This window comes from Nonomuraea sp. MTCD27 (assembly GCF_041950495.1).
GTDB lineage: Bacteria > Actinomycetota > Actinomycetes > Streptosporangiales > Streptosporangiaceae > Nonomuraea.
Window position 1 is genome coordinate 98843 of sequence record NZ_JBGNUW010000027.1, and the last position, 22769, is coordinate 121611.

Here is a 22769-nt window from a genome sequence, read left to right on the forward strand (position 1 = left end):
CCGGCGCCGGGCGTTGACGCAAAAGGGGTGGCGGGTGGGCCGGGGGCCTGGGGCGGTGCGGGTTGGCTCCGTGTCCGCTGCTCCGGGTCGGCGTCGCCCGGTTCTGCGCCCTTTGAAGACGGTTGCGCCGGTCACGGGGGCTCTTGGGTGCCGGCGGTGAGGCGTCGTCCCCAGGCGCGCATGTAGGCGATGGCTTCCGGTGGGCCGTGGACCACAACGGGGGCCTCGAGCGCTCCGATGCAGAAGGTGGCCCAGTCCAGGGAGTCGGTGGCGATCTCCACCCGGCACGAGGTGTCGTCGATGGGTTCGACCGTCCCGTAGTGCGCGATCTCCGCCCGCACCCGTTCGGCGGGGGCTCCCACCGTGGCGCGAACGGGATACCTGGCGGGCATCGCCCTGATCCGGGCGCGCACGTACTCGACGGGATCGTCGGCGGGGAGGGGGCGGGGGGCGAACGTCGTGCCGGTGCGGCTCGCATCACCGATGCGGTCGACGCGGAAGGTGCGCCAGTCAGCCCGGTCGAGGTCCCAGGCGATGAGGTACAGGCGGTTCTCGACGCGGACGATGTGGTGCGGGTGGACGGTCCTGGCCGCGGTCTGACCGGTGCGGGTGCGGTAGGCGAACCCCACGGTCTCGGTGTCGCGGCAGGCCAGGGCGAGGGTCGTCAACGAGGCGACATCGGTGACGCCCACGCCTGCCTCTGGGGTGGGCGCTGGGACGGCGACGGCGCGGAGGCTGTCGATGCGGCGTCGGATCCGTACGGGAAGCACCTGGACGATCTTGGCCATGGCGCTCAGCGCGGCGTCGGCCGACATCAGGGAGGGGCCGGAGGTGATCTCTTGGAGCCCCATGACGATGGCGGCGGCCTCGTCCTCGCTGAGTACCAGGGGCGGGAGCGAGGCGCCGGGGCTGAGTTGGTAGCCGCCGCCGGTGCCCCGTGCGGCGGTGATCGGATACCCGAGCTCCTGGAGGCTGTCGATGTCGCGGCGGAGCGTGCGCTGGCTGACGCCGAGGCGGCGCGCGAGCTCGTGGCTGGGCCAATGGCGCCGGTTCTGCAGCAGGCCGAGGAGTTCGAGGACGCGGGTGCCGGTCGACATGGGCCCACTCTAGGCCCGCTTGTGGACATATAGCGGCCACAAGCCCGGTGATGATGGGAACCGCCACCGAAGCGGGAATGGAGCGTACGCCGACACATGATCAGCACTGCCGATCTGTCCCGGAGTCTTCGGGCTCCCGGCGGCGATGAGGTCCGCGCCGTCCGGGGCATCGACCTCTCCGTGGCGCACGGGGAAACGGTCGCCGCTCTCGGCCCCAACGGCGCGGGCAAGAGCACGTTCATGCGGATGCGCTCGACGCTGCTCCCGCCCACGGGCGGCACCGCGCGCGTCGCCGGCTTCGCCGTGCGGACCCAGGCTCCGCTGGTGCGCGAGCGCATCGGCTACGTCGGCCAGGGCAACGGCGCCGGGCACACCCAACGGGCCCTGGACGAGGTCGTCACCCAGGGCCGCATCTACGGCCTCGACCGGGCCGCCGCCCGCGACCTCTTCGCCGGACAGATCGCGATTCCCGACGTCGGCTACGGATTCCTCGCCGCCGGCGCGACCGCCGTCCTCGGCTTCCTCCTCGGGCTCCGCGCCCTGCGCGCCAGCACCGACTGACAACACTCACACGAAAGGACCCACGAACATGCGCATCCTCGTCACCGGAGCGACCGGCCAGGTCGGGCGGCACCTCGTCGGACAACTCCACGAAGCCGGACACGACGTCCGCGCACTCTCCCGCACCCCCGCCAAAGCCGACCTCCCGGCCGGTGTCGAGGTGGTGGCGGGCGAGCTCACCGATGCCGCCACGCTCGGAGCAGCCTTCGAGGGGGTCGACGCGATCCACCTGATCACCTTCGGCGGCGACCACGACCTGACCAACGGCCCCGAGATCATCGACCTCGCCGTACGCCACGGCATCACTCGGGCCACGGTTCTCGGCGGCTGGTCGCCCACCAGCATCGAAAGCGCCCTGGAGTCCAGTGCGATCCGCTGGACCCTGCTGCAGCCGGCGGAGTTCATGTGCAACGCCCTCGAATGGGCCGATGAGATCCGCTCCCAGGGCACCGCGTCCATGCTCGCCACCTTCCCCAGCGCGATGGTGCATGAGGCCGACATCGCCGCCGTGGCCGCCACCGCGCTCACCCACGAGGGCCACGAGGGCCGGAGCTACCCGATCACCGGGCCCGAAGCCCTCACCCCGGCGGAACGCGTCCGGATCATCGCCGAGGCCACCGGGCAGGACATCGCCTTCGTACACCTCAGCGAGGACGCGGAGCGCGCCCGGCTGCGCGGCTACGGATACGACGAGGACTACGTGGAGTTCGGAATCCAACTGGCCACGAACCCGCCCGGGGCCGGCGGTGTGGTCCTGCCCACCGTCGAGGACGTCACCGGCACGCCCGCGCGAACCTTCGCCCAGTGGGCGCGGGAACACGCTGAACGGTTCCGCACCGCGCCCTGACCCGCACGGGCCGAACCCGTGGCTCCGCACAGCGGGGATTCGGGCGTCGGGCTGGTCTTGTTCAGAGATGAGGAGTTCCGACACGCCGCACCACCCCGCCCGGTGGTGCCCGATGCTGCACCAGGCGGAGCGTGAGCCGATCTTCTCGGCGAAGATCGGCACCCGCGTGAAGGTGCGGCCGGAGTTCGCCAAGGCGTTGGACTTCGCCCGCACCATCAAGACGGCGGCTCCGCATCAGCGGGTGATCTTCACGGTGCATGAGATGAAACGCCTGGGGCGAGGCCGTGGCGATCCGCACCCTGACCGTCAAGGGCGGGGAACCGCTATCCCCCCATATCGGTCCCAGCCCGTGGAAATGCGGTCGTGGTACTTGTCGGCCTCGGCCGCGTCCTGCATCCAGTTCCACTCCCCATCGGCCGCGGGCACCGGGTACGTGCGGATCCGTTCGGCGATGTGCTGAGCCTGGTCGAGCCCGTCCCAGATGAGGCGCCGCATCGCCGGGGTCCGCTGCCGCTCGTCCCGGGCATAGATCCGGTACCCGAAGTACGCCGCCGCGATCGCCCGGTGCAGCCTGGCGGTCAGCAGGGTGCGCTCGAAGTACGCGTGGAGCTGCTGGAAGTGTTCGGGCGCCAGCGCGCGCCGGGCCTTGGCGATGTCGCGCAGCGCGCTTTCGGCCACCCGCACCCCGTGGTCCTTCTCCGTCAGCACATAGCGGAGGTACGTGGGCGTCATATGGTCGCCCGGCGTCACCCAGCCCCGGTCCAGCACGTACTGCGCCTCCCTGGCCAGTGTGGGATCGGCCTTGCAGGCGGCCGGCGACAGGTGGTCGACCACGTCGAGCCAGAAGTGGAGCCGCTTGTTCACACCGTGACGCACATACGTGACGGGCGGCTCGATCCATTTGCCGGACACGCTGCGGTGATAGCTCGAACAGTACGGCTCGTAGTCGAGCCGGGAGTGGTTGGCGGTGTTCGTCCCGAGACTGTACAGCACCGAGGTGATGATCTCGTACGACTTCGACAGCGCCGACGCGACATGACGCGCGGCCGCCCGCCCGTAGGTCCTGGCCGCGAACTCCTGATAGATCGTCTCCACGCTCACGTGGCGATCCTCGGCGGCCCGGGCCAGCGCGTACAGGTTGATCTCGGTGGGCGTGCCGATGATGCCGGAGTCGTCGTATCGGTCGGTCCTGGCCACGTAGCCGATCACGTTCGGGAGCCGCTGATAGTGGCGCAGCCGCTTGACGTGCTCCTCCGGCCACGCGTTGGCGATCTTCCCCTGGCCGTTGTACTCGCCCGCCGCGTCGTACTCGACGAGCACCGGCCTGCCGATCCGCGCGATCGTGGCATCGTTCGGGTGGGTGAGGAAGAAGTCATGCGGCGTCGCCTTGGCCATCACCTTGACGTCCGGGTTGCGCACCAACGCGATGGCGCCGATCGTGCGCTCCATCTCCTCCGGGAAGTAGCCGAAGGTGCGCAGGTAGAGCCCCAGCTGCCGTTCGCCGATGATGACGTCGGCGACCTGGTCGACCAGGTAGGCCAGCTTCTGCTCGGCCGTGGCCAGCTTCGCCGAGTGCTGCCGCTCCACCCGTGCGCCGGTCTCGATGAAGGTCAGCACCACCGAGTCGATGTCCGGCACCAGATCGAGCATCTCCCGGTAGTCCTGCTTGAACCACTCCCAGAACGCCGGGTCGTCCAGGTCGATGGTGCCGCCCGGTCCGGTGCGGAACTCGGCCGGGTAGTGGCTCAGGTCGTAGAGCGAGTGGTCCCAGATCGCCACCTCGGCGATCCCGGCGTCGTGCGCGGCCTTGGTGAGCCGGTTGGCCCGCGCCCGCTTGACCGGGTCGCGCACCTCCCGCAGGTCGTGCACGATCTCGTGACTCAGCTGCAGGTGATTGATCTTGTACGGCTTCGCGGCGGCGATCACGGCGTCGGCCCCGGCGTCGCTGTCGGACAGGATCGTCCACCCGCGCACCGGCTGTCCGGCCTCGGCCCGTGCGGGCAGCGCCACCACGCCCGTCGCCAGCAGGATCAGGACGGCGAGGAGGTGCCTCATTGCTCCACCCCGTTCACGAAGACCTTCCGCAGGCTCAGCCCGTCCGTGTACGCGATCTTGTCCGGCCCGGTCACGTTCGTGAACGCACACTTCTCCAGGCGCACCCCGACCAGGTGGTCGGTCTCCAGGCCGACGAGGTTGAGCACGGCGTCGGCCCCGTCGAGCCGGGTCCGCTCCATCCGGATGTCGCGCACCGACACCGGCTCCGTGCCCTGCTCGTTGCTCGCGTAGTCCATGTTGACGAACATCACCTCACGGTCCACGTTCCCGCCGGTGAAGTCGCGCGTGTAGACACCCTCGATGAAGCCGCCGCGCTTCTTGCCGGCCTTGATGTAGACGGGGTATTTCACCGGGTAGTTGCCGGGGAAGTCCGGTGAGTTGATCACGCACCGCTCGGCGAAGACGTCGCGCACCCCGCCCGACATCTCGCTGCCCACCGTGATGCCGCCCCAGCGGCCGGAGAACTGGCAGTCCTGGACCACGATGTTCTCGCTGGGCACGCCCACCCTGCGGCCGTCGGCGTCACGCCCGGACTTGACCGCCACGCAGTCGTCGTTGGTGTTGAACCGGCAATGGTGAATGTGCACGTACGACGACGCCTCAGGGTCGCAGCCGTCGGTGTTGTAGAGCGTGCTGACGACGGTGATGCCGCGCACGGTCACGTTCGTGCACAGGACCGGGTTCACGGTCCACATGGGCGGCTCGAGGATCGTGATGTCGCCGACCAGGATGTTCTGACATTTCACGAACTGGACCATGGCGGGACGCAGGTAGTGCCCGGCCCCGAACACGCGCTCCTCCACCGGCACGCCGTCGTCGCCCATCTTCCGCAGCGCCCGCTGGTCCCCGGCCTGCGGTCCGCCGTTGGCGTACCAGCTCTCCCAGGGACCCTGCCGCGCCTGGCCGTCGAGCGTTCCCCTGCCCGTGACCGCGATGTTCCGCTGCCCGTGGGCGTAGATGAAGGGGCTGTAGTTGCGGCACTCGGTGCCCTCCCACCGGGTGAGGACAACCGGCAGGTACGCGTTCGGATCGGTGCTGAAGGCGATCACCGCGCCCTCCGACACATGCAGCTCGACGTTGCTCAGCAGGTGGACGGCACCGGTGAGGAAGCGTCCCGGCGGCACCACGACCCGGCCGCCGCCCCGGCGATGGCACTCGCCGATCGCCGCCGCGAACGCGGCCGTGCAGTCGGTCGTGCCGTCGCCCACCGCGCCGAACGCGGTGATGTCCCACTCCCGGCTCGGGAACCGGGGAGGTCGGATCTTGCGCAGAATGTCCGGCACCTTGCGCCACGGATCGGGAGGCCGGGACTCGGCCGCCGCCGGGCCGGTCCCGGGCAGGAGTGAGGCCGCGGCGAGGGATCCTCCGGCCTTGAGCAGAGAGCGTCGGGAGGGCATGGTCACCACCGGGGGGTCGTGGAGTGAGAGGCGATGTCGTCCCACAGGCCGGCCGGGACGGGGTGGTCCAGCGCCCGCAGGTTGGCGGCGATGTGGGCCGGGTGGTGGGCCCCGACGAGGACCGTACGCACGGCCGGGTGCCGCAGCGGGAACTGCAGGGCCGCCGCGGGCAGCGGGACGCCGTGCCGGGCGCACACGGCGGCGAGTGCGTGGGCCTCGGCGGGCGCGTCCGGCGGTGGCTGGGATCCGGCCAGCAGGCCGCGGTGCAACAGGCCGGCGGCGATGACCGGGATCCCGCGATCCAGGCAGAGCGGGAGCAGTTCGTCGAAGGCCGTGCGGCGCAGCAGGGTGATCTGGTTGGCGGCCAGCAGCAGATCGAGGTCCGTGTGCCTGACGAAGTCCACCAGCATGGGGGACTGGTTCATGCCCACACCGATGGCCCGCACGACGCCCTGGGAACGTAGGTCCGCCAGCGCCGGATAGGCCTCGTTCAGCGCCTGCGGCCAGTGGTGGTCCGGGTCGTGGATGAAGAGGATGTCCACGTGGTCGAGGCCCAGGCGGTCGAGGGACTCCGCGACGCTGCGCAGGACCCCCTCGCGGCTGAAGTCCCACTCGACGTGCCGGTCATCCGGTACGGCGAAGCCGCCGTTGTCACCCGGCCCCGGGCGGACGAGCCGGCCGACCTTGGTCGACAGGACGAACTCCGACCGGGGCCGCAGTCGCAGTGCGCGGCCCATGCGCCGCTCCGACAGGCCGAGCCCGTAGAAGGGGGCGGTGTCGAAGTAGCGGATGCCGCCCTCCCAGGCGGCCTCCATCACCGCGGCGGCCTGCGCGTCCGAGACGGCGTGCACGTAGTTGCCGAGTGGCCCGCCGCCCAGCCCCACGGCGGGCGTCATCGGGGTTCCAGGTGCAGCCAGGTGGTGACCACCTCGGAGACCGCCTCCAGGTGGTGATCCTCGCCGGCCTCCACGATGAGCACATCGCCCCCAGAAAACTGTGAAATTTCGCCGTTTATGTGGACCTTTCCGCTGCCAGAGAGGATGAGGAAGATCTCCGGGTCCACGTGCGTATGAGCCTCGTGTGCATGGCTCACCTGGCCGGGGCGGAGTGTCGACACCCCACCGGACGCCACCCGGAAGCCGGGCAGCGAAACCCCCGCGCGCATGTCCGCCAGCGTGCTCCTACGCACCGTCGCCCGCCCCCTTGGTGGCCGGTCCGCCGCGGTACGGCTGTCGTTCGTGATTCAAGAGCTCACCTTCCGGCGATTCCCGTGAGCGTGACGCCCCGGATGAACGTCTTCTGCGCCAGGAAGAAGACGACGAGGATGGGCAGCATCGACAGCAGCGCGACGGCCATCATCTGGTTGTACTGGGTGACGTACTGGCCGTTGAACATGCCCAGGCCCTGCGCGAGAGTGATCTTCTCCATCGAGCGGAGGTAGATGGAGTTCTCCAGATACTGGTTCCAGTTGCCGACGAAGGAGAACAGGCAGATCGCCGCGATGGCCGGCCTGGCCAGCGGCAGCATGATGCTCCACAGGATGCGCAGTTCGGAGGCGCCGTCGATGCGGGCCGCGTCGATGAGCTCCTGCGGGATCGTGGTGAAGAACTGCCGCAGCAGGAAGATGTAGAGCGCCACGCCGAAGAACTCCGGCACGACCAGCGGCAGGTAGGTGTCCACCCAGCCGAGTTCGGAGAACATGATGAACTTCGGCACCAGGGTGATCTCCCGCGGGATCATCATGGTCGCCAGCAGCGCGGCGAACAAGAAGCCGGAGGCCCGCGCCCGCATCCTGGCGAAGGCGTAGGCGGGCAGCACGCAGGAGACGAGGTTGCCGGCCATGGACAGGGCGGTGATCACGATGGTGTTCAGCAGGAACCTGTCGAACGGCAGCGAGCCCGTCCAGCCCTTGACGTAGTTGTCGAAGTGGAAGGAATCGGGGAACCATTGCGGCGGGAAGGCCAGGTTCTCCGCGTCCGACTTCAGCGAGGTCGTCAGCATCCACAGGAAAGGCAGCAGGAACACCGCCGAGCTGACGATCAGCAGGACGTAGGCGCCGCTGCGCCGGATCCGCCTGATCCGCTCGGCCTGCTCCGAGGTCAGGGGCGGGCCCGGCCTGGTGCGCGCGGGTCCCCGATCATGCGTCGCGGTTTCGACGAGCACTCGGCGTACCTCACTTGAACTCGTAGTGCACCCAGCGCCTGGCCAGGCTGAACTGGATCGCGGTCACGACGATGACCAGCACGAACATGGCCCACGACAACGTGGCCGCGTATCCCATGTCGAAGTAGACGAAGGCGTGCCGGTAGATGTAGAGCCCCAGCACCATCGTGGCGTTGCCGGGGCCGCCCTCGGTCATGACGAGGATGAGCACATAGCTCTGCAACGCGGCGATGAAGCCGGTCACCACGTTGAAGAAGATGACCGGCGACATCATCGGCACGGTCACGCTCCAGAACCTGCGCCACCATCCGGCGCCGTCGATCTCGGCCGCCTCGTAGAGCGTCTTCGGAATGCCCTGGAGGCCCGCCAGGTAGATGACGATCGTGTTGCCCGCGCCCCACACGCTCATCAGCACGAGCCCGGGGATGGCCCACTCCTGGGAGGCGAGCCAGCCGGGTCCTTCGATGCCGACCGAGGCCAGCATCTTGTTGATCAGTCCGTAGTCGGGGTGCAGGATGTTCAGCCACAGCAGCGCGGTGGCCAGGCCCGACACGACCGAGGGCAGGTACATCACGGTACGGAACAGGCCCTGGAAGCGCAGCGGCTGATTGAGCAGCATCGCCAGCAGGAACGTGAACGTGACGCCGAGCGCCACCGCCCCCACGCCGTACTGCACGGTGTTCTCGATCGACTCCCAGAACTCGGAATCGCCGAGCATGCGCTCGTAGTTGGCCAGACCCACCCATTTCGGCGGCTGGAGCAGGTTCCACTGCATGAAGCTGAGCACCACCGCGGCGACGATCGGGCCCGCGCTGAAGAGCACGAACCCGATCAGCCATGGCGAGACGAACAGGTGGAAGCGCCGGGCCTCCCGGCGGGCCGGCGTGCTGGTGGCGCTCACGGCGGTCATGCGACCTTGTTCTCGGCCAGGACGGGCGTGACCTTGCCGGCGATCTCCCTCAGCGCGTCGTCCACACCGATCTTGCCGAGCATCGCCCGCTCCCAGACCGGCGCGGCGGTGTTCTCGACCTTCTTGCTGGCCGGCAGCCGCAGCACGCCGTCGTCGGAGGCGTAGTCGGCCAGGACGTCCTTGACCAGTTTCACCTCCTGCGCCGGGATGCCGAGCGCCTTGGCGTTGTCCTCCCACGCGGACTGGCGGGCCGGCGCGGCGATCCGGCGGAACTTGTAGCCGGAGGCCGACAGCCACTCGTACATGTAGATCCAGGCGGCGTCCTTGTTCCGCGACGATTCGGCCATCACCAGCGCGCTGCCCACGGCGGGGGTGAAGCGGCCCTCGGGCCCCTTGGGCACGTGCGTGGCGCCCCACTTGAACGCCTTCTGCTTGGACAGCTCCAGCATCAGCCAGGCGCCGTTGATCATCATGGCCGCGTGCCCGGACTTGAACGGATCCACCTTCTCCAGCAGCTGGAGCTCGGCCAGGCTCGGCACGGCCTTGTCCTTGATCAGCAGGTCCAGCCAGCGGGCCATGACATCCCTGGCCGCCGGGTCATCGATCATCACCTTGGCCTCGGCCTGGTCGAGGAACCGCCCGCCGTAGGGGAGGAGGAACACGGCGGTCAGGTCGGGTGACGGCTTGGGCATCGGGGAGAAGCCGTAGACCTTCTCGACGCCCGATCCGCTGGTCATCTTCCGCATGGTCACGAAGAGGCGGTCGAAGGTCCAGGTTTCGTCGGGGTAGGCGATGCCGGCCTGGTCGAACAGGTCCTTGTTGTAGAACAGCAGCTTGGGCGCCATGTCGGTGGGCAGGCCGTACAGGCTGCCGTCACGCTTGAAGTAGCCGAGCCCGGACTGCGGGATGTCGTCCATGTCGAACCCGGGCGTCCTGCCGATGTAATCGTCCAGGGGATGCAGGACCTTGTTGGCGACGAGGTTCTGGGTCCAGGAGTAGTGGTTGTAGAGCACGTCGGGCAGCGTGCCGCCGGCCGCCTGCGTCATGTACTTGGTGAGGAACTGGTCGAACGGCGCCGACTCGCGCTTGATCTCGATGTTCGGGTGGCGCTGCTTGAAGAAGAAGTCGAACTGCGCGTTGCGCACCTCGGTGACGGCGTCGGTGGTGAGCGCCACGGTGATCACGATCTTGGTGGCCGGGTCGGGCACGCTCGTCCTGGGCCAGGTCAGCGAGTTGTTGAGCTGTTCGGCCTCCTCGAACGGCCAGGCGTCGCTGCCCGGCCGGTTCGGGTCGATGACCTGCGCGCCCGACTTGACGGGGGCCGCGGCCTGCTTCTGCGTGCGGCTGTCGCCGCAGGCGGACAACACCGGCGCGGCCGCGGCCGCCGCCGCCAGGGCCAGGATCTGCCGACGGTTCATCTCCATGGGGGTGGGCCTTTCACAGGAAGAGCTCGATCACCGGCACCGCCACGTCGGGCCGTTGCACGGGGAGCTGCAGGGTCAGGGTGCCGGGCGGCAGCGCGCCCAGCTTCGTGTGCCCGCTGTCCACGGCCGGGTCGGGGGTCAGCGTGCGGATCTCCGATGCGTCGTTGAGCAACTGGGCGTAACGCACCTTGCCCGCCAGCCCAGGCAGGTGCAGATACTTGTACGGCCAGGCGAACAGGTGCAGGTAGAGCCGGTCGTCACGCTGGGTGTAGCGGCAGTCCGGTGGCGCCTGGTACGCGCTCGGGCCGGCGCCGTAGAGGGCGCGGCCGTGCAGCCGCGTCCAGTCCCCGATGCCGCGCAGCGTCGCCAGCGCCCGGGGGTCGAAGGCGCCGCGCCCGTCGGGCCCGACGTTGAGCAGCAGGTTGCCGTCCTTGGAGACGGTGTCGACCAGCATGCGCACCAGCAGGTCCACCGGCTTGTAGTCGAGGTTGTCGCGGTCGTAGCCCCAGCTGCCGTTGAGCGTCTGGCACGCCTCCCAGACCCGGGCCGGCGGCGCGGCCGGCTGGAACTGCTCGGGCGTGGTGAAGTCGCCCGGGATCTCCAGACGGTCGTTGATCAGGCAGTCCGGCTGCAGCCGGCGGACCAGTGCGGCCAGCTCCTCCGAGTGCCAGTCCGCCGCGCCCTTTCCGCCGGGTGTGAGCCGGCCGTTCCTGACTCTCGTCGAATATGAGAAGTCAAACCACATGGTGTCGATTCGGCCATAGCGGGTAAGCAGCTCTTCGACCTGGTGGTGCAAATAAGAGCGGTATATCCCGATATTTCGGCCAGTATTGCTCACACCCTCGTGGTACGCCGGATGCAGACCGTCGATCGGGAAGTGCGGATGGTGCCAATCGATCAGCGAGTGGTAGAGCCCCACCCCGAGCCCGCGCGCCCGGAACGCCTCGATGATCGGGCCGACCAGGTCCTTGCCGTACGGCGTGTGCGCCACCGAGTAGTCCGTGTGGGCCGAGTCCCACAGGCAGAAGCCGTCGTGGTGCTTGCTGGTCAGCACCAGGTAGCGCATCCCTGCCCCGGCCGCCGCCTCCGCCCACGCGTCCGGATCGAACAGGTCGGGGTCGAAGTGGTCCAGATACCGCTGGTAGTGCTCGTCCGTCAATCGCTCGCGCTGCTTGACCCACTCATGGCGGGCGGCGAGCGCGTACAGGCCCCAGTGCACGAACAACCCGAAGCGCTGTTCACGGAATTCTGCCAGTCTGGCGGCAGAGATCGGATGAATGCCGCCGGCTCTCCGGTCGTCTCGCTCTGATCCATGGGGCATGGCCGTACCGTAGACCTGGTAATTAACTTCGTCAAGAATTGAATTGAAACCGCTCTCAACCTAGGCTCATGCCCACTGTGAGGGGAGCCGGAGGGCTCCATCCGCCGCCGCCGGCGGGGCATGGACCGGTCAGCGGGCTGCGATCGACTCCTCCTATCTCTTTGACTCCTGGAGGGCCACGTGCCGAACTGGACGCTCAACGACGGGGACGTGGAGGCGGCGCTCGCCCTCTCCGGCAGGGGAGAGCTCACGCTGGAACTGCGGTACGCCGGGCGGGTCGTGGTGGAGCCGTCCAGGCTCGGTCTTCGCACCGCGCACGAGGACCTGAGCACCGGGCTGAGGCTCGCCGGGATGTCGGAGCGGCAGATCGAGGAGTCCTACCGGACGGTGACGGGGAAGCGGCGCGAGCACCGGTACGCGGCAGGGGAGTGGACGTTGTCGTTCGCCAAGAACGGGCACCGGCTCGACCTGCAGGTACGTGTCGGCGCAGGCGCCGTGGCATATCGGTATGTAGTGCCATGGAGCGGGCCGGTCACCGTGGTCGAGGAAATGTCGGAATACGTGGTGCCGGCCGACGCTCGCGCGGTCCTGCTCCCGTACGAGAACGGCCGCTGTGACTATGAGGAGATCCACCGGCACACCACGGTCGCCGCCGCCGAGCCCGTCCTGTACGGCTACCCGTCGCTCTTCCGGACCGGTGATACGTGGCTGTTCGTCACGGAGGCGGGCCTCGACAGCGGATACGCCGGGTCACGCCTGCGCTTCGACGGCCGGGCCTTCCGCCTCGACCTGCCCGACCCGTACGTGACCGCGGCCTCTCCGCTGACCACGCCCTGGCGTGCCACGATCATGGGAGACCTGGCCACGATCGTGGAGAGCGACCTGGTCACCAGCCTCGCCGCGCCCTCCAGGGTCGAGGACACCTCGTGGATCAGGCCGGGGGCGGCCGCCTGGTCGTGGTGGTCCGACGGCCCCTCCACCCGCGACCTCGGCGCCCAGAAGCGCTGGGTCGACTTCGCCGCCGCCCACGGCTGGCCGTACGTGCTGGCCGACGCCGGCTGGAACAAGGAGTGGATGCCGGAGCTGATCGCCTACGCCCGCGACCGGGGCGTCGGCGTGTGGCTCTGGTCGCACTGGCAGCACGTCGACACCGAGCTGGAGCACCGCGAGAAGCTCGCGCTGTGGAAGGAGTGGGGCGCGGCCGGAGTCAAGATCGACTTCACCGAGTCCGACGGCCAGGACCGGATGCGCTGGTTCGACGCCGTCCTGGCGGCCACCGCCCGGCTCGGGCTCATGGTGGTCTTCCACGGCGGCACGATCCCGCGCGGCACCGAGCGCACCTGGCCCCAATTCATGACCGCCGAGGCGGTCAAGGGCGCTGAGTGGATCAAGCCGAGGCCCGGCAAGGAGCCGCTCTACCCGGCCACCCATTACCTGTCGCTGGCGTTCACCCGCAACGTGCAGGGGCCGATGGACTTCACGCCGTGCACCTTCACCGGGGTGCGCGCCATCTCGGCCGGGTTCGAGCTCGCCCTGGCGGTGCTCTTCGAGTCCGGGATCCAGCACTTCGCCGACAGCATGGAGGCCTACGAAGCCAGGCCGGAGGCGCTGCGGCTGCTGTCGGCCGTCCCGACGGCGTGGGACGCGACGCGACTGCTGTCCGGCGACCCCGCCGACCACATCGTGCTGGCCAGGAGGAGCGGCGGCGAGTGGTACGTCGGTGCCGGCGTGTCCGGCGAGGCCCGCACGCTCACGGTGCCGCTCGGCTTCCTGGGTGACGGGGAGTGGGCGGCCGACATCTACCGGGACGCCCCGGACGATCGGATCCTCGCCGAGACGGTCACCGTCTGCGCAGGGGACAAGCTCGACCTCGCCGTCGCCCCCAACGGCGGGTTCACCCTCCACCTGAAGAGAGAAACCCCATGACGAAGCGATCGACCGCGAGCTTGGCCGCCCTGGCCCTCGCCGCCGTCGCGGCCCTGCAGGCCCCCGCCGCCTCGGCCGCCGCCTGGACGCCGCGCTGGAGCCCGAACCCGGCGGACGACACCGTCGCCGAGGCGTTCGAGGGAATCGAGGACGACCGAGCCGGCTCCCATCCCGGCGTGACGCACATCTACGTCTCCGGGGACGCCTACCGCTTCGACATGCACACCCAGGACCGCGACGGTTCGGACCGGCAGCGCAACGAGGTCAAGGGCATGCGCACCGGCAGCGGCAGTTCGTACCTCAAGATCCTCGAGAACGAGACCTGGCGGATCAGCTACCAGCTGTACATCCCCACCTCGCTCGACGCCACCAGCAGCTTCACCCACATCGCGCAGATGAAGACACCCGGGTCCGGTGCGCCCCTCTACACGATGTCGCTGCCGATCTCCGGTGGCACACCGAAGATCAACGTCCGGTACTGGGACGAAGCGGAGCAGACCCACGAGGTGGGCAGCACGAATCTCAACCCGATCCAGGGCAAGTGGCTGAGCACCACCTTCGAGTTCAAGGCCGCCGACAGCGGCTACCTGCGCTGGACGCTCAAGGACGGCTCCACCACGCTCGTCGACAGGCGCCTGGACGACACCGACCTGTGGCGTGGCGACGACGAGTACCTGCGGCCCAAGTGGGGGATCTATCGCAGCATCAACAGCTCGGGCCTGCAGGACACCTACCTCCTGATCAGGAACCTCCAGGCGCACCAGCTCACCGGCAGCGCCGAGGATCCTTCGTCCTACGAGGCCGAGCAGAGCTCCTTCAGTGGCACGGCGCGGACAGCGTCCTGCTCCGGCTGCTCGGGCGGCACCACGGTCGGCTGGATCGGCGGCGGCTCCGGGAACGCGGTCACGCACAACGTCCAGCCCTCCTCCGCGGGCGCCAACGCCATCCGCTTCTCCAACGACAGCGCGGGCGCGCCCGACCTGGACGGGGTGACGCTCTCATGACGCCCGGCACCTCTTCGATGCGGACGCGCGGCCGGCGGGCGGCGGGCGTGCTCACGGCGATCGCGCTGATCCTCACGATCGCCCCGCCCGCCCACGCCGTGGCTCCCCGCTGGGAGACGCGGTGGAATCCGAACCCGTGGCGCGACGGGGTGAACGCCTTCGAAGCGCTGGAGGACGACCGGCGCGGCTCGCACCCCGAGGGGCAGCCGCACGTCCGCGTCCAGGGCAACGCCTGGCGGTTCGACGCCCACCTCGAGGACCGCGACGGGTCCGACCGCATGCGCAACGAGGTACGCGGCATGCGTGCGGCCGACGGCCGACCGCTGGAGATCCGCAAGGACGAGACCTGGCGGATCAGCTACCAGATGTACATCCCGGACACCCTCGACGCGACCACGAGCTTCACCCACATCTGGCAGCTCAAGAACTCTGACGTCGGCACGCCGCTCGCGCAGCTCTCGCTCCCGGTCGTGAACGGCGTGCCGAAGATCGCGGCCCGCTACTGGACGATGGAGGACAACAAGTCCCACGACTTCGCCACGGCCGACCTGGCGCCGATCCAGAACCGGTGGATCGACACCACGATCGAGTTCAGGTCGGGCGACGACGGCTACCTGCGCTGGGTGCTCAAGGACGGGCGGCGGACGATCGTCGACCAGAAGGCCGAGAACGTCGACCTGTGGTGGACACAGGAGCAGTACAACCGGCCCAAGTGGGGCATCTACCGCAGCATCAACAGCGCGGGGCTGCAGGAGACGTACCTGCTGGTCAAGGACCTCAAGGCTGAGCAGCTCGAGCCGGCGACACCGCCGGTGCGGCTGCCGCCGCCGGACCGGAGCCCCGGCACGTACGAGGCCGAACGGGTCGGCAACGTCTGGGAGGGCGCGGTCGAGCCCGCCTACTGCGCCGTCTGCTCCGGCGGCCGGAAGGTGATCCTCATCGGCGGCAACATCTACGACTACGCCGTGGTCAAGGGCGTGCTGTCGGGGACCACCGGGCCCCGGCGGCTGACCGTGCACGCGCTGGCGGACGGCTCACAGACGTTCTCGGTCAGCGTCAACGGCGGCGACGCCGTCCAGGTGCCGATGACCGGGACCAAGGACACGGTGACCACCGCCACCGTGCCGGTGAACCTGGTGGCCGGCGTCAACACCATCCGGTTCTACAGCCACACCGCTCGCTCACCCGAGCTCGACAAGATTGTCATCAGCCCATGAGACAGAACCTCAGCAGGCGCGCCGTGCTGACCGCGGGCGGCGCGCTGGCCCTGGCGGCGGCCGGTGCGCGGCCCGCGGGCGCCACCACGATCTGGCAGTCCCGGCTCGTGCGCCACGACCGGCACGGACGTCTGGCCTACGAGCAGGACGCCGAGGGCAACCGTGTCCCCGACTTCAGCCACGCCGGGTACCGCAACGGCGAGCGGCCCATCCCGCACGTGCCGGTCGTCAAGACCATCCGCCCGATCGAGGGCGACAACACGGCTCACATCCAGACGGCGCTCGACGCGATCGCGGCACTGCCCCGTGCCCGGCGCGGCGCCCTGCTCATGCTGCCCGGGGTGTACCCGGTGGCGGGCACCCTGTACGTGCGGGCCAGCGGCACGGTGCTCCGCGGCGTGGGCGACGGCGGAGACCCGGCCACGGACACGATCATCAAGGCCACCGGGAACACGCCTGAGGATCGCGACGTCATCGTGGTCGGCGGCGCCGCGGGCGGCGGCTGGACGGGCGAGGTGCCGGGCACCCGTACCGACATCACCACCGGGTTCGTGCAGGTGGGGTCGCGCGAGTTCGCAGTGGCGAACCCGGGGGCGCTGCGCCCGGGCGACAACATCATCATCACCCATCCCTGCACCGAGGAGTGGCTCAAGGCCATCGACTACGGCGGTCACGACGTGGGGCCGCCGTGGAAGGTCGGCGAGCACCCCATCTACTACAACCGCTATGTACGCGACGTATCAGGAAATGTCGTGAAGATCGATGTGCCGGTCTTCAACCACCTCAACCGCGCCCACGCCACCTCCTTCCTCTACCGGTGGGACCGGGCCGGGCTCGTCACCGAGGTGGGCGTGGAACGGCTGCGCGTGGACATCGAGTACCACGGCGACCCCGAGCAGGACGAGGAGCACGCCTACAACGCGATCGTCCTGCTGCGGACCGAGGACTCGTGGGTGCGGGACTGCACCATGCTGCACTTCACCCAGGCCGGCGTCGCCACCCAGGAGACCACCCGGGCCACCGTCGCGAACTGCCGGGCCATCGACCCGGTCAGCATCGTCACCGGCAGCAGGCGCTACAACTTCAACACCTACGTCTACTCGCAGCAGGTGCTCTTCCGCGACTGCTACGCCTACAAGGCCAGGCACGCGTTCGTCTCCAACGGCCACAGCACGGTGTCGGGTGTGGTGTTCCTGCGTGGCACGTCGGAGTACGCCCTCAACTCCAGCGAGGGTCACCGCCGCTGGTCCCAGGGCCTGCTGTTCGACGGCCACAAGGACGTGGACCCGCACTACGACTACACCCTCGGCCTGTACAACCGGGGCCGCTACGGCACCTCGCACGGCTGGTCGGCGGCCCACTCGGTGGCCTGGAACTGCGACGTCGCGACCAGCAGGCTGATCGTCCAGAAGCCGCCGACCGCGCAGAACTACGCGATCGGCTGCCACGGCACGATCACCGGCGACGGCCCCTTCCAGCAGCCGGCCGGCTACATCGAGGGTGCGAACCAGCCGGGGCTCCTCCCGCCCTCGCTGTACGAGGCGCAGTTCCTGGACCGGCTACGTGGTGGTCTCCAGTCGTAGCAGCCCGCCCTCGGGGACGGTGATCTCCACCGACCCGGGGGTCAGGTCCACGAAATCGTCGCTTTCGGTGCGGCCCCGGCAGTCGAGGACCGTGGCCCGGGCCGTACCGGGACGGGAGGTCCGGAGCAGCACGTCAGTGGAGGCGTCACCGTTGGCCACCCACAGCGTGCCGGTGGCGGGTGCCTCCACGGGCATCGGCGCGTACCTGCCGACGATCACCGTGTCGCCGGAGCGGGCCGTCACCTGCGGATAGGCCAGGTCAGGGCGCGCGGGTGCGAAGTCGCCCCGCTGCAGCACATCGACGTGCTGCCGGAAGAACGCCAGCCAGAACCGCAGCACCTGTGCCTGCGCCGGTGTCTGCGTGGTCAGGTCGACCGAGATCTGCGGCACCGCGAACAGCACGTTGATGAGCTGGGTGGCGACCCGCTCCGGGCTCTCGTCCGGGTGCCACATCAGCATGTCGGCGTGCACGGCCATGGGCCCGGCGATCAGCCGCAGGTCCACGGTGCGCTGCCGGTTGTGCGCCGGGCTGAGCGGGCAGTCGGAGGCGCGGATCATCGTGGCGTACGGCCACAGGCCCGGGCTCACGTACGGTTGCCGCAGCTCGACCAGGCACTCCTCGGGCAGCTGGGCCAGGAGCCTGCGCACGCCCTCGTTCACCGTGGCGCAGTCGGCCTCGGGGCCCGGCCGGGGCGGGTCCTCGACGGCGAACTGGTCGATGAAGTCGATCTTGAGGCCGTCCATGCCCCATTCGATGACCGCCCGCGTGAGGTGGCCCGCGAGCAGGTCGCGGACGTAGGGGTAGCGCGGGTCCAGGATGGCGGCGTTCATGTGCTCCTTGTAGACCAGCGTGTACGGTCGCACGCGATCCCAGAGCTCGGTGTGGCGGCCTACGAAGGGCAGGGCGTACCAGAGCAGGTAGGCGAGACCTTCGCCACGAACCTTCGCGACATGCGCTGAAATATCCGGAAACGAGGTGGGGGAGGGCCGCCACTCGCCGACGTGGCCGTAGCCGCGCCCCCGGTCGTCGCTGTGCCAGCCGTCGTCCACGATGATCGCCTCGCAGCCCAGCTCTGCCGCCGGGCGCGCCTGCCGTTCCACGCCGGCCGCGTCGACGTGCTGCTGCATGGCGTACCAGGTGGAGTAGGCGGGCATCCGCGCCGCGAGCGGGACGTCGCGGCCCAGGCCGTGCAGCGTGCCCCACCAGTCCGCCACGCCGGCCAGCGTCGTCGCGAAGTGCCGCCGGGAGAGGTCGATCCGCAGCAGCAGCCCGGTCCCGGGCCCGGCCTCGTGCTCGACCCAGAACCCGAACTCGCCGGTCTCCTCGACCACTCCGGTCCGGGTGCGCACGGGCCTGACGACCTCACCGGCGGCGAACGTGCACAGGGCCACGTCCCCGGCGCCGATCAGGCACCCCACCGGTGCGTTCTTCTCCAGCGCAGCCGTGCGGGGCCTGCGCCAGAAGGGCGGCAGCCCGCGATGCTCACCACCGTCGGCGGCCCAGAAGGCGGTGGCGTCCACGCAGGGCACCCGCCAGCCCAGCCGCACCTCGGCCGCCCGGTCGGGGACGACCCGCACCTCCACGACGCCCGGGCTCTCCTCGTGCACCGTCCAGGTCAGCGCGGCCGCGGACGTGCCCGTGAGCTCCAGCCCCGCCGCCGGGATGCGTACCTCCTCCCGCCGTTCGGCCTGGTCGTGCGGCTGCCAGATTCCGGGGGCCACGCTCACTCGACGCTCCCTGCTCAGGTGAAGAGGGTCTGGATGGCGACCGCGGCGGCGCCGCGGGCCCACTGCTCGAACGTGCGCGGCCGCAGCAGCAGCCGGCAGTCGGCCGCCGCCCCGAACGCCTGCGCCGCGAAGGACCGGTTGAGGTGCTCCTCGAACAGGTCGTAGGCGGCCAGGCCGCCCACGTCACCGGTCACGATGATGCGCTCGGGGCCGAACAGGTTCGCCATCGCGGCCATGGCCAGGCCGATGGCGTGCCCGGCCCGGTCGAACACCTCACGCACGGCCTGATCCCCGGCGTGAGCGGCGTCGATGGCCGCGTCGATGTCCATGGACGCGTCGCCGGTGGCCGCGCGCGCCGCCGCGACGAGGGGTGCCCTCCCCGCGATGGCCTCGACGCACCCGCGTCCGCCGCAGTGGCACACGGGTTCGTCGCCCCCGACAGGGATGTGGCCGATCTCCCCGGCCACGCCATGGGCGCCGGCCACCACCCGGTCGTTCACCACCAGCCCGCAGCCGATTCCGATCCCCACGGTGACGAGCGCGAACGACGAGGCGCCCACTCCGTCTCCGAACCACTGCTCGGCCACGGTGAGCGATTTGACGTCGTTCTCGACGGTGACGCTCAATCCGGTCGCCTCAGCCGCCAGCCGCGCCAGCGGCACCTGGTGCCAGCCCAGAAAGGGGGAGTAGCGCACCATCCCGTGCGCCTTGTCCACGTCGCCCGAGACGGCCAGGCCCAGCGAGTGGCAGCGCTCGCGGTAGGCGGGGTCGGTGGCGAGCAGCTCGCCGACCAGCTCGGCCAGCGCCTCGACCACGCCCTCGGCCGAGGTCGTGGCCAGTCTCCGGTGCGCCGATGCCACCGGCCGGGCGCGCAGGTCGGTCACCACGCCGATGAGCTCGTCGTCGGTGATCTTCACACCGGTGAAGAACTCCCGGTCCGGCCTGATGGCCAGTGGGCTGGCCGGACGTCCGGCGCCGGGCCCTGTCCGCTCGGTGGCCGCCAACTCCTCCAGGTAGCCTGCCTCGATGAACGGGCGGGCGGCCTTGGTCACGGCCGCGGACGACAGGCCACTGCGCCTGGCGATCTCCACCCGGGAAACCGGACCCTGGACGAGCACCATGGTGAAGACGGCGGTCTCAGCGCGCGTGGCGACAGCGAGGCGAGGCGGCATGTGCGCGATCGTACCACTAATTAACTTCGTCAAGAATTGAATGCGGAATCGGGGGTTGGGCCTCGTCTCGCGGTGCGATGGACGGTCCCGCGGTCCGAAGTCCCGGTGACCATACTGCGCCGCGATTCGGCGGCCTGGAGCGTTCCCATGCGCGGCGGCTACCGGCGATTCGAGGTGGCGGTGCCCGAGATCGCGGCCGTCCGGGTGACGGCTTGCCTGAGCGCCGCCGCGTCGCTGCTCGTCCCGGGGCGCGGCGGCAGGGGCGCGACCCTCGTCACGGTGGCGGCTCCGGGCGCACCATGCTGTCCCTGGTCGCCGCCCGCCACCTCATCGCGAGCTCCGCCAGGATCGGCGACCACACCAGGACCGGCCGCCGAGAAGGCCGACGCGTTGAGCGAGCGCGACGGGCTCGGCTGCCTCGGCGAGGGGCCGGCCAACGGGGAGATCGCGGCCGGGCGATGCGATCCGGCCGATGGTTCGACGCGCGTTCGAGGCATCGGCGCGCGTCCGTACGCTTGGACGGGTGACAGGCGACAAGTCCGGATCTCCGTCCGATGTGGATCTGTGGCGTGGCGCACGGAACGGTGCGGCCGCCGCGCTCGGCGCGCTCCTCGACCGGCATCAGGCAGGGATGCGGGCGGTCGCGCTGAGCGTGATGGGCAACGTGCCGGACGCTGAGGACGCCGTGCAGGACGCGTCGCTGATCGCCCTGCGGCGCATCGGCGACGTCCGGCAGCCAGAGTCCGTCGGCGCGTGGCTGCGCATGATTGTGCGGAACGTGTGCCGCTCGCGCCTGCGTGCGGCGGTCCCCACCGCGCCGCTTCCCGACCTGGCGGCGCCCGCGCAACAGGACGGTCCCGAGCAGGTCATCGACCGGCACGCGATGCGGGACTGGCTCTGGCGGGCGATCGACGAGCTGTCCCCCACCCTGCGCATGACGGTGATGCTGCGGCATTTCAGCCCGCGAACGCCCTCCTACGAGCAGATGGCTGACCTGTACGGCGTGCCGGTCGGCACGGTCCGCAGCAGGCTGAGCGAGGCCAGGGCCAAGCTGGCGCAGGCGCTGGCCACGACCGCAGACTCGGTGCACGATGACGCCGTCACACTGACCCGGGCCAGTGCCCGGCAGGCGGAGGAGACGCTGGCCGCGGCGGAGCAGGGATGGTTCGCGGAACTGGTGGCCGAGCGCTGGACCCATGACTTCGGCTACTACGTCGGCCGGGAACGCGTGGGCGGCCGGGACTTCCTGGTCCGCGGCATGGAGGGCGATCTGGAGGCGGGTGTACGGCAGCGCTTCGTCACCGCCGTCGCCGGCAAGGACATCACCATCTGGGAAATGGACCTGGTGAACCCGCCGGACGATCCGAATCACTGCCCGCCCGCGGTCGCCTGGCTCATGTCCATGAAAGACGGCCGGTGTGATCAGTTGCGGCTCTTCCACGCACCCACCGGCTGAACTTACGCAACCATGGGCGTCACGGCGAGCTCCTTCGCCGTCACCCGCGGGATCCCTGGCGCCTCCAGCCTGCACACCTCCTGGGCGCACCCGCGCCGGCTCCCGAGGTGGTCGGCGACTGTCAGGTGCCATCCAATCTGGTGTGGCCTCGCGTTGGCCACTCGTCTGGCACGGTGCAGCCCCGCAGATCGTGCCATCGAGAGTGGCCGTTCTTCGGCGAGCGCCGTGGATGACCACGCGGCCGGATGCCGCGTCACCGGACATCCCCACGGCAGCACTCCGGCTCGGTGATCCGCCTGGTGAAGGTCTGGACCATGCGGATGCGACCGTACGCGTGGAAAGCGGCTTGCCGTGAGAAGCTGACACGCGCAATAACTAGGAGCAAGTAGCTATCCCTTGGTAAGCTGTCAGCGTGTCCACGTACGAGCCCGACTTCTGCCCCCGCTACCACTCAGCCGTCGAGATGATCGGCCGCCGCTGGGCCGGGGTGATTCTGCGTGAGCTGCTCCATGGGGCCACCCGCTTCCGGCAGATCGGCGCTGCCATCCCCGACATCTCTGACAAGCTGCTCTCCGAACGGCTGAAGCGTTTCGAGAGTGAAGGCGTCATCGAACGCGTCATCCTCCCGACCACGCCCGTGACCATCGAATACCGGCTCACGGAAAAGGGCCGCGCCCTGGAGGCGGCCGTACGGGAGCTGTCCATTTGGGCCGAGACCTGGCTACCCGTCGAGGAGCCACCGGCCGCGGCTTCGTGAAACTGGTCACGTATGGTCGTGCGAGGTCGCCCCGTACGGCTTGGTGATCGACGGGGAACCGGTACGTGACCGGCCCTGGCGCGGCCTGCGTGCGGAGGGTCCACCTCATCACCGGGTTCACCGCCGATGCGCCGAGCGTGGCGGTGCTGGT

The 22769-nt window shown here is 69.8% G+C and carries 19 protein-coding genes; 8 read left to right on the forward strand and 11 right to left on the reverse strand.

Annotation, left to right across the window (positions count from 1 at the left end; translation table 11 throughout):
• Window positions 1-131 precede the first annotated feature (131 nt).
• Window positions 132-1097 (reverse strand): helix-turn-helix transcriptional regulator, encoded by a 966-nt coding sequence (locus ACBJ59_RS52255; protein WP_375117443.1) that lies wholly within the window; start codon window positions 1095-1097, stop codon window positions 132-134.
• Window positions 1098-1193: 96 nt separating this feature from the next.
• Here ACBJ59_RS52255 and ACBJ59_RS52260 point away from each other — a divergent pair, with 96 nt between their 5' ends.
• A complete protein-coding gene (locus ACBJ59_RS52260) occupies window positions 1194-1658 on the forward strand; it encodes an ATP-binding cassette domain-containing protein (protein WP_375117444.1) in 465 nt (154 codons plus the stop codon).
• A gap of 28 nt (window positions 1659-1686) precedes the next feature.
• Complete coding sequence (locus ACBJ59_RS52265; RefSeq protein WP_375117445.1) at window positions 1687-2505, forward strand: NAD(P)H-binding protein; 819 nt, start codon at window positions 1687-1689, stop codon at window positions 2503-2505.
• Window positions 2506-2811: 306 nt separating this feature from the next.
• Here the strand turns inward: ACBJ59_RS52265 and ACBJ59_RS52270 are convergent, their stop codons facing one another.
• From ACBJ59_RS52270 to ACBJ59_RS52305, 8 genes are all read right to left on the reverse strand, one after another.
• Window positions 2812-4560 carry a hypothetical protein gene (locus ACBJ59_RS52270; protein WP_375117446.1) on the reverse strand — a complete coding sequence of 583 codons (1749 nt, stop codon included), beginning with the start codon at window positions 4558-4560 and terminating at the stop codon, window positions 2812-2814.
• Complete coding sequence (locus ACBJ59_RS52275; protein WP_375117447.1) at window positions 4557-5957, reverse strand: glycosyl hydrolase family 28 protein; 1401 nt, start codon at window positions 5955-5957, stop codon at window positions 4557-4559. Before ACBJ59_RS52275 ends, ACBJ59_RS52270 begins: the two co-directional genes overlap by 4 nt.
• A gap of 2 nt (window positions 5958-5959) precedes the next feature.
• Window positions 5960-6853, reverse strand: a complete 894-nt coding sequence (locus ACBJ59_RS52280; RefSeq protein WP_375117448.1) for an aldo/keto reductase — start codon at window positions 6851-6853, stop codon at window positions 5960-5962.
• On the reverse strand, window positions 6850-7122 hold the full coding sequence (locus tag ACBJ59_RS52285) for a cupin domain-containing protein (RefSeq protein ID WP_375117449.1): 273 nt from the start codon (window positions 7120-7122) through the stop codon (window positions 6850-6852). The genes ACBJ59_RS52280 and ACBJ59_RS52285 overlap by 4 nt, the downstream gene beginning before the upstream one ends.
• An 86-nt stretch (window positions 7123-7208) precedes the next feature.
• Window positions 7209-8120 (reverse strand): carbohydrate ABC transporter permease, encoded by a 912-nt coding sequence (locus ACBJ59_RS52290; RefSeq protein WP_375117450.1) that lies wholly within the window; start codon window positions 8118-8120, stop codon window positions 7209-7211.
• Window positions 8121-8130: 10 nt separating this feature from the next.
• Window positions 8131-9030: a carbohydrate ABC transporter permease gene (locus ACBJ59_RS52295; RefSeq protein WP_375117451.1), complete on the reverse strand. Its 900-nt coding sequence runs from the start codon at window positions 9028-9030 to the stop codon at window positions 8131-8133.
• On the reverse strand, window positions 9027-10448 hold the full coding sequence (locus ACBJ59_RS52300; protein WP_375117452.1) for an ABC transporter substrate-binding protein: 1422 nt from the start codon (window positions 10446-10448) through the stop codon (window positions 9027-9029). Before ACBJ59_RS52300 ends, ACBJ59_RS52295 begins: the two co-directional genes overlap by 4 nt.
• A 19-nt stretch (window positions 10449-10467) precedes the next feature.
• Window positions 10468-11775 carry an alpha-L-fucosidase gene (locus tag ACBJ59_RS52305; protein WP_375117453.1) on the reverse strand — a complete coding sequence of 436 codons (1308 nt, stop codon included), beginning with the start codon at window positions 11773-11775 and terminating at the stop codon, window positions 10468-10470.
• A gap of 180 nt (window positions 11776-11955) precedes the next feature.
• Here ACBJ59_RS52305 and ACBJ59_RS52310 point away from each other — a divergent pair, with 180 nt between their 5' ends.
• From ACBJ59_RS52310 to ACBJ59_RS52325, 4 genes are read left to right on the forward strand one after another with little or no spacing between them, the layout of a single operon-like run.
• Window positions 11956-13701: a glycoside hydrolase family 97 catalytic domain-containing protein gene (locus tag ACBJ59_RS52310; RefSeq protein WP_375117454.1), complete on the forward strand. Its 1746-nt coding sequence runs from the start codon at window positions 11956-11958 to the stop codon at window positions 13699-13701.
• Window positions 13698-14705: a hypothetical protein gene (locus ACBJ59_RS52315; RefSeq protein ID WP_375117455.1), complete on the forward strand. Its 1008-nt coding sequence runs from the start codon at window positions 13698-13700 to the stop codon at window positions 14703-14705. Before ACBJ59_RS52310 ends, ACBJ59_RS52315 begins: the two co-directional genes overlap by 4 nt.
• On the forward strand, window positions 14702-15922 hold the full coding sequence (locus ACBJ59_RS52320) for a hypothetical protein (protein ID WP_375117456.1): 1221 nt from the start codon (window positions 14702-14704) through the stop codon (window positions 15920-15922). The genes ACBJ59_RS52315 and ACBJ59_RS52320 overlap by 4 nt, the downstream gene beginning before the upstream one ends.
• A complete protein-coding gene (locus tag ACBJ59_RS52325; RefSeq protein WP_375117457.1) occupies window positions 15919-17505 on the forward strand; it encodes a hypothetical protein in 1587 nt (528 codons plus the stop codon). Before ACBJ59_RS52320 ends, ACBJ59_RS52325 begins: the two co-directional genes overlap by 4 nt.
• Here the strand turns inward: ACBJ59_RS52325 and ACBJ59_RS52330 are convergent.
• Together ACBJ59_RS52330 and ACBJ59_RS52335 are read right to left on the reverse strand one after the other, a co-directional pair.
• Window positions 17482-19233 carry a glycoside hydrolase family 36 protein gene (locus tag ACBJ59_RS52330; RefSeq protein ID WP_375117458.1) on the reverse strand — a complete coding sequence of 584 codons (1752 nt, stop codon included), beginning with the start codon at window positions 19231-19233 and terminating at the stop codon, window positions 17482-17484. The genes ACBJ59_RS52325 and ACBJ59_RS52330 overlap by 24 nt on opposite strands.
• A gap of 14 nt (window positions 19234-19247) precedes the next feature.
• Window positions 19248-20405, reverse strand: a complete 1158-nt coding sequence (locus ACBJ59_RS52335) for an ROK family protein (RefSeq protein WP_375117459.1) — start codon at window positions 20403-20405, stop codon at window positions 19248-19250.
• 523 nt (window positions 20406-20928) lie between these two features.
• On the opposite strand from ACBJ59_RS52335, the gene ACBJ59_RS52340 reads away from it, so the two are divergent.
• Together ACBJ59_RS52340 and ACBJ59_RS52345 are read left to right on the forward strand one after the other, a co-directional pair.
• Window positions 20929-21861, forward strand: coding sequence for an RNA polymerase sigma factor (locus ACBJ59_RS52340; RefSeq protein WP_375117460.1), 933 nt, complete (start codon window positions 20929-20931; stop codon window positions 21859-21861).
• Between the two features lie 412 nt (window positions 21862-22273).
• A complete protein-coding gene (locus ACBJ59_RS52345; protein ID WP_375117461.1) occupies window positions 22274-22618 on the forward strand; it encodes a winged helix-turn-helix transcriptional regulator in 345 nt (114 codons plus the stop codon).
• The last annotated feature ends 151 nt before the right edge of the window (window positions 22619-22769 follow it).

What these genes read in the sequence shown, in the direction of transcription:
- ACBJ59_RS52255 (WP_375117443.1), bottom strand. Translation starts at nt 1,097, where the DNA reads ATGTCGACCGGCACCCGCGTCCTCGAACTCCTCGGCCTGCTGCAGAAC.
- ACBJ59_RS52300 (WP_375117452.1), bottom strand. Translation starts at nt 10,448, where the DNA reads ATGAACCGTCGGCAGATCCTGGCCCTGGCGGCGGCGGCCGCGGCCGCG.
- ACBJ59_RS52280 (WP_375117448.1), bottom strand. Translation starts at nt 6,853, where the DNA reads ATGACGCCCGCCGTGGGGCTGGGCGGCGGGCCACTCGGCAACTACGTG.
- ACBJ59_RS52265 (WP_375117445.1), top strand. Translation starts at nt 1,687, where the DNA reads ATGCGCATCCTCGTCACCGGAGCGACCGGCCAGGTCGGGCGGCACCTC.
- ACBJ59_RS52320 (WP_375117456.1), top strand. Translation starts at nt 14,702, where the DNA reads ATGACGCCCGGCACCTCTTCGATGCGGACGCGCGGCCGGCGGGCGGCG.
- ACBJ59_RS52295 (WP_375117451.1), bottom strand. Translation starts at nt 9,030, where the DNA reads ATGACCGCCGTGAGCGCCACCAGCACGCCGGCCCGCCGGGAGGCCCGG.
- ACBJ59_RS52305 (WP_375117453.1), bottom strand. Translation starts at nt 11,775, where the DNA reads ATGCCCCATGGATCAGAGCGAGACGACCGGAGAGCCGGCGGCATTCAT.
- ACBJ59_RS52275 (WP_375117447.1), bottom strand. Translation starts at nt 5,957, where the DNA reads ATGCCCTCCCGACGCTCTCTGCTCAAGGCCGGAGGATCCCTCGCCGCG.
- ACBJ59_RS52270 (WP_375117446.1), bottom strand. Translation starts at nt 4,560, where the DNA reads ATGAGGCACCTCCTCGCCGTCCTGATCCTGCTGGCGACGGGCGTGGTG.
- ACBJ59_RS52325 (WP_375117457.1), top strand. Translation starts at nt 15,919, where the DNA reads ATGAGACAGAACCTCAGCAGGCGCGCCGTGCTGACCGCGGGCGGCGCG.
- ACBJ59_RS52285 (WP_375117449.1), bottom strand. Translation starts at nt 7,122, where the DNA reads ATGCGCGCGGGGGTTTCGCTGCCCGGCTTCCGGGTGGCGTCCGGTGGG.
- ACBJ59_RS52335 (WP_375117459.1), bottom strand. Translation starts at nt 20,405, where the DNA reads ATGCCGCCTCGCCTCGCTGTCGCCACGCGCGCTGAGACCGCCGTCTTC.
- ACBJ59_RS52260 (WP_375117444.1), top strand. Translation starts at nt 1,194, where the DNA reads ATGATCAGCACTGCCGATCTGTCCCGGAGTCTTCGGGCTCCCGGCGGC.
- ACBJ59_RS52315 (WP_375117455.1), top strand. Translation starts at nt 13,698, where the DNA reads ATGACGAAGCGATCGACCGCGAGCTTGGCCGCCCTGGCCCTCGCCGCC.